This is a genomic window from Lyngbya aestuarii BL J (assembly GCF_000478195.2).
In the GTDB taxonomy this organism is placed as follows: domain Bacteria; phylum Cyanobacteriota; class Cyanobacteriia; order Cyanobacteriales; family Microcoleaceae; genus Capilliphycus; species Capilliphycus aestuarii.
This window is the reverse complement of the sequence record NZ_AUZM01000149.1, coordinates 1-3,496: the sequence shown is the minus strand read 5'-3', so window position 1 is coordinate 3,496 and position 3,496 is coordinate 1. Positions and strand designations below refer to the sequence as shown.

The following is a 3,496-nucleotide window of genomic DNA, read 5'->3' as shown; positions in this document are numbered from 1 at the left end:
CTTGATCGACGCGATAAAAGCGATCAAAAATATGGGGTAAATCTTCGGGCGGAATACCCATTCCGGTGTCTGTTACCGTAATCATTACCCAACGGAACTCATAGATTAATTTTAGGCTGATTGTTCCCCCCGAATTTGTATACTTAATAGCATTATTGAGAAGATTTTCAATGGCTTGACGGAGTAACTCGGGTTCGGCGCGAATTAAAATAGATTTTTGGGGAAGTTGAGTATAAAACGTCAAATCTTTTTCTGTGGCTAAGTCTTGATAATTGGGGACTAAATCGATCAAAACTTGAACGATATTAACGGTTTGCAATAACTCGGGATTGAGTTTGCTGCTCTGACGCGCTAATAGCAATAAATGACCGATTAAAACCGTCATGGATTTGGTTAAATTGACGATTTTTTCCAGGCGTTGGCGGGGAATTTCATCGCAAGTTGGGGCGAGCAAACCGACTTGGGCGTTGCTGAGAATGGCGGCTAAAGGGGCGCGTAATTCGTGGGAAGCATCGGCGGTAAACCGGCTTTGGGCTTCGTAAGATTGACGAATGGGTTGCATTGCCATTCCTCCGAGTAACCAACCCGTTAAACCGATAATTCCCAACGTGATCGGCACTCCAATACTTAAAAATAAACGCAGGGTGTTTATGGTATTTTCTAACGGTTCCAGGGAGGTTCCGACTTGCAAATAGCCGATCAGTATTTGATTGTGTACGACGGCGAGGGTTAATTCTCTAACCCGAATATTTTCATTGATGGTTAAGCTTTTAAAGCCGGAATTTAGGCGGATAGTTTCGGCGGGCGCTTCCCCGACAAATTGAACCAGTTTTCCTTGTCGATTGTACCAGCGAACATATTTTAATTGATTGCCCAAGCCGGAATTATTTTGCAGCATTAATAGGTTTTCAAATTCTAGTTTGGGTTGGGCTTGGCGGGTGTTAAATTCAACCGTTGAAGCGAGGGCGTTGGTTCGATCATATAACGCACTATCGAGCGATCGCAGTTGGTGGCGAGTTTCGATATAATAAATAAAATGGGCAAATACAATTAAAATACCCCCCATTGACCAAGTGAACCAACGGGCTAAATTCCGACGACTTTGACTAAACATTTTTGATTAAACATTTTTCACTAAACATTGGGCTGACTAATTCGATATCCTAAACCGTAAACCGTTTCTATCCAGTTGGCTGCATCCACCTGTCCTAAACGCTGTCTTAAACGCCTGACGAGGGTACTCACCGCGTTGCTTTCGGGGGGGTTATCCCATTCCCATAAAGATTGTTCGATTTGATCTCGGCTTAAAACTTGGTTGGGATGGCGGAGAAAATATTCTAAAAGTTGCGATTCTCTAACCGAAAGTTGAACCTGTTTTTCTTCTCTTTGTACGCACAAATGGGTTAAATTTAATTCTAAATCCCCCAATTTTAAACGGTCTCCCAACCAGTGGGGAGAACGTCTCCCCAAAGCGCGAATTCGGGCGAGAAGTTCCAGCAAATCTATCGGTTTAACCAGGTAATCATCCGCCCCGCTATCCAACCCAATTACTTTTTCGGCAGTGGTATCTTTAGCGGTTAAAAGCAAAACGGGTGCTGTTTTTCCCATACTTCGATAGGTGCGACAGAGTTCGACACCGGAAATGCCGGGTAACATCCAATCTAAAATGAGTAAATCATAATCGGTTTCGCCCATTAACCACTGGGCGGTGTCTCCCGTTTCTACCCCATCCACAATATGTCCGGCTTGGGAAAGGGCGGTGCGGATCGGTTCCAACTGTTCTATATCGTCTTCAACCAATAGGATTCTCATCGGTTGTTTATCTCGTTACTCTAGTTTATCAGACAATTAGCCGACAATAAAAAATTGTCTTTTGTCCTGAATCTGACCCGATAAATATCAATTTATCTTGTTAGATTATCTTAGAGAAACACCTGTTGAGGATTGCCAGAGTTCATGTCAAAACTGGACGGAAAAAGTGCATAATAATTAAAAGTAGCATAAAAATTTCAGAGATAATTATGAAATGGAGAGATTGGCGAAAAATAGCCGATTCAGTGGGTTTAGAATTTTGGTTTCCCTTACCGTTAATTGGTTTAATCTTCTGGGTGGGAACGGGTTGGACAACCGCAGCCGTGTTGGGTGAAGCCCCCCAAATTGAGCGGATATCCGTGGAAGGGGAAACCTTACCGGAAGTTGAACTGGTGCTGAAAGGACAACTGATTTCTATTGAAGCTAAAATTTACGAACAAAGAGGTTATACCAAAGTCGATATTGATACCGATAGTCCCACCTTAAAAGAGTTAGAATTTGAGTTTCCCGTCATCGATGTGGCGGATGTGGAAGCGGAACTTTCTCACACCCTGAACCTCTCTCCCGCACAGCTTCGGACTTTGGTTCGTTATCAAATTTACGATTAATTTTTTCTGAGATCAACCCCCTGTCATCTTCCTGTCATTTTTACTTTTTAAAGTAACATCATCGAGTTCAGAAAGGCAGGACAAGAGATGATTGAACCCAATCCCCTAGCAGGTTTATTTCCCGGAGCAACTGTTACCGGAGTTGTGGGCGGTTTTGTAGACAATGGAGACGATTTTACTTTAAATTGGTCGGGCGGTACTACCATTGTCGATCCTACGCCTTTAGAAGCCGATCAATTGGGTTTAATGATCGGTGAAACGGTTAACGTTTTTGTGGGGGAATTTGACGGTTTAGAAATCGATACTCCCTCCATTACTCGCCCCGATGGTTCTGTCGTTTTGGGCGGAAATCAACCCGTAGTTCCCCCAGAAGTTCCCGCAGATCCTTTGATTGGAAATCCTCCCGCTCCTCAATTGGATATTCCTCCAATGGTTGCTACAACTGTTACCGGAACGGTGATTAATTTGGTGGATAACGATGAATTTCTCCTCGATATTAACGGCAGTCCGCTGTTAGTTGATGCCAATTTACCCGATTCACAATTTTTGCAATTAGTTCCCGGTGAAGTTGTCAATGTTGCGGGTGTATTGGATGATGAAGATTTCGATACCTTTTCAGTAACTCGGGTTGATGGTTCGCCGGTAATTCCGACTGCGGTTGCTCCTCCGCCCGCTCCTGTAGGTGTTCCTCCAATGGTTGCTACAACTGTTACCGGAACGGTAATTAATTTAGTCGATAATGATGAATTTCTGCTCGATATTAATGGCAGTCCGCTGTTAGTTGATGCCAATTTACCCGATTCACAATTTTTGCAATTAGTTCCCGGTGAAGTTGTCAATGTTGCGGGTGTATTGGATGATCAAGATTTCGATACCTTTTCAGTAACTCGGGTTGATGGTTCGCCCGTAATTCCGACTGCGGTTGCTCCTCCGCCCGCTCCTGTAGGTGTTCCTCCAATGGTTGCTACAACGGTGACAGGAACGGTAATTAATTTAGTCGATAATGATGAATTTCTGCTCGATATTAATGGCAGTCCGCTGTTAGTTGATGCCAATTTACCCGATTCACAATTTTT

4 protein-coding genes are annotated in these 3,496 nt (G+C 43.5%); 2 read left to right on the top strand and 2 right to left on the bottom strand.

The genetic code is table 11. The annotated features are described in order from the left end of the window. Positions 1-1,114, bottom strand: a 1,114-nt coding sequence (locus M595_RS26960; protein ID WP_023069767.1) for a sensor histidine kinase, incomplete at its 3' end; no start/stop codon positions are given. 20 nt (positions 1,115-1,134) lie between these two features. Continuing rightward, positions 1,135-1,812, bottom strand: a complete 678-nt coding sequence (gene rppA / locus M595_RS26955) for a two-component system response regulator RppA (RefSeq protein ID WP_040484754.1) — start codon at positions 1,810-1,812, stop codon at positions 1,135-1,137. A gap of 209 nt (positions 1,813-2,021) precedes the next feature. Between rppA and M595_RS26950 the strand changes: the two genes are divergently transcribed. Next, positions 2,022-2,420, top strand: a complete 399-nt coding sequence (locus M595_RS26950) for a hypothetical protein (RefSeq protein ID WP_023069765.1) — start codon at positions 2,022-2,024, stop codon at positions 2,418-2,420. A gap of 87 nt (positions 2,421-2,507) precedes the next feature. Continuing rightward, positions 2,508-3,496: hypothetical protein (locus M595_RS26945; RefSeq protein WP_023069766.1), on the top strand; the 989-nt coding region annotated here is incomplete at its 3' end.

Coding starts and splice junctions, on each gene's coding strand:
- M595_RS26950 (WP_023069765.1), top strand. CDS start 2,022: ATGAAATGGAGAGATTGGCGAAAAATAGCCGATTCAGTGGGTTTAGAA.
- rppA (WP_040484754.1), bottom strand. CDS start 1,812: ATGAGAATCCTATTGGTTGAAGACGATATAGAACAGTTGGAACCGATC.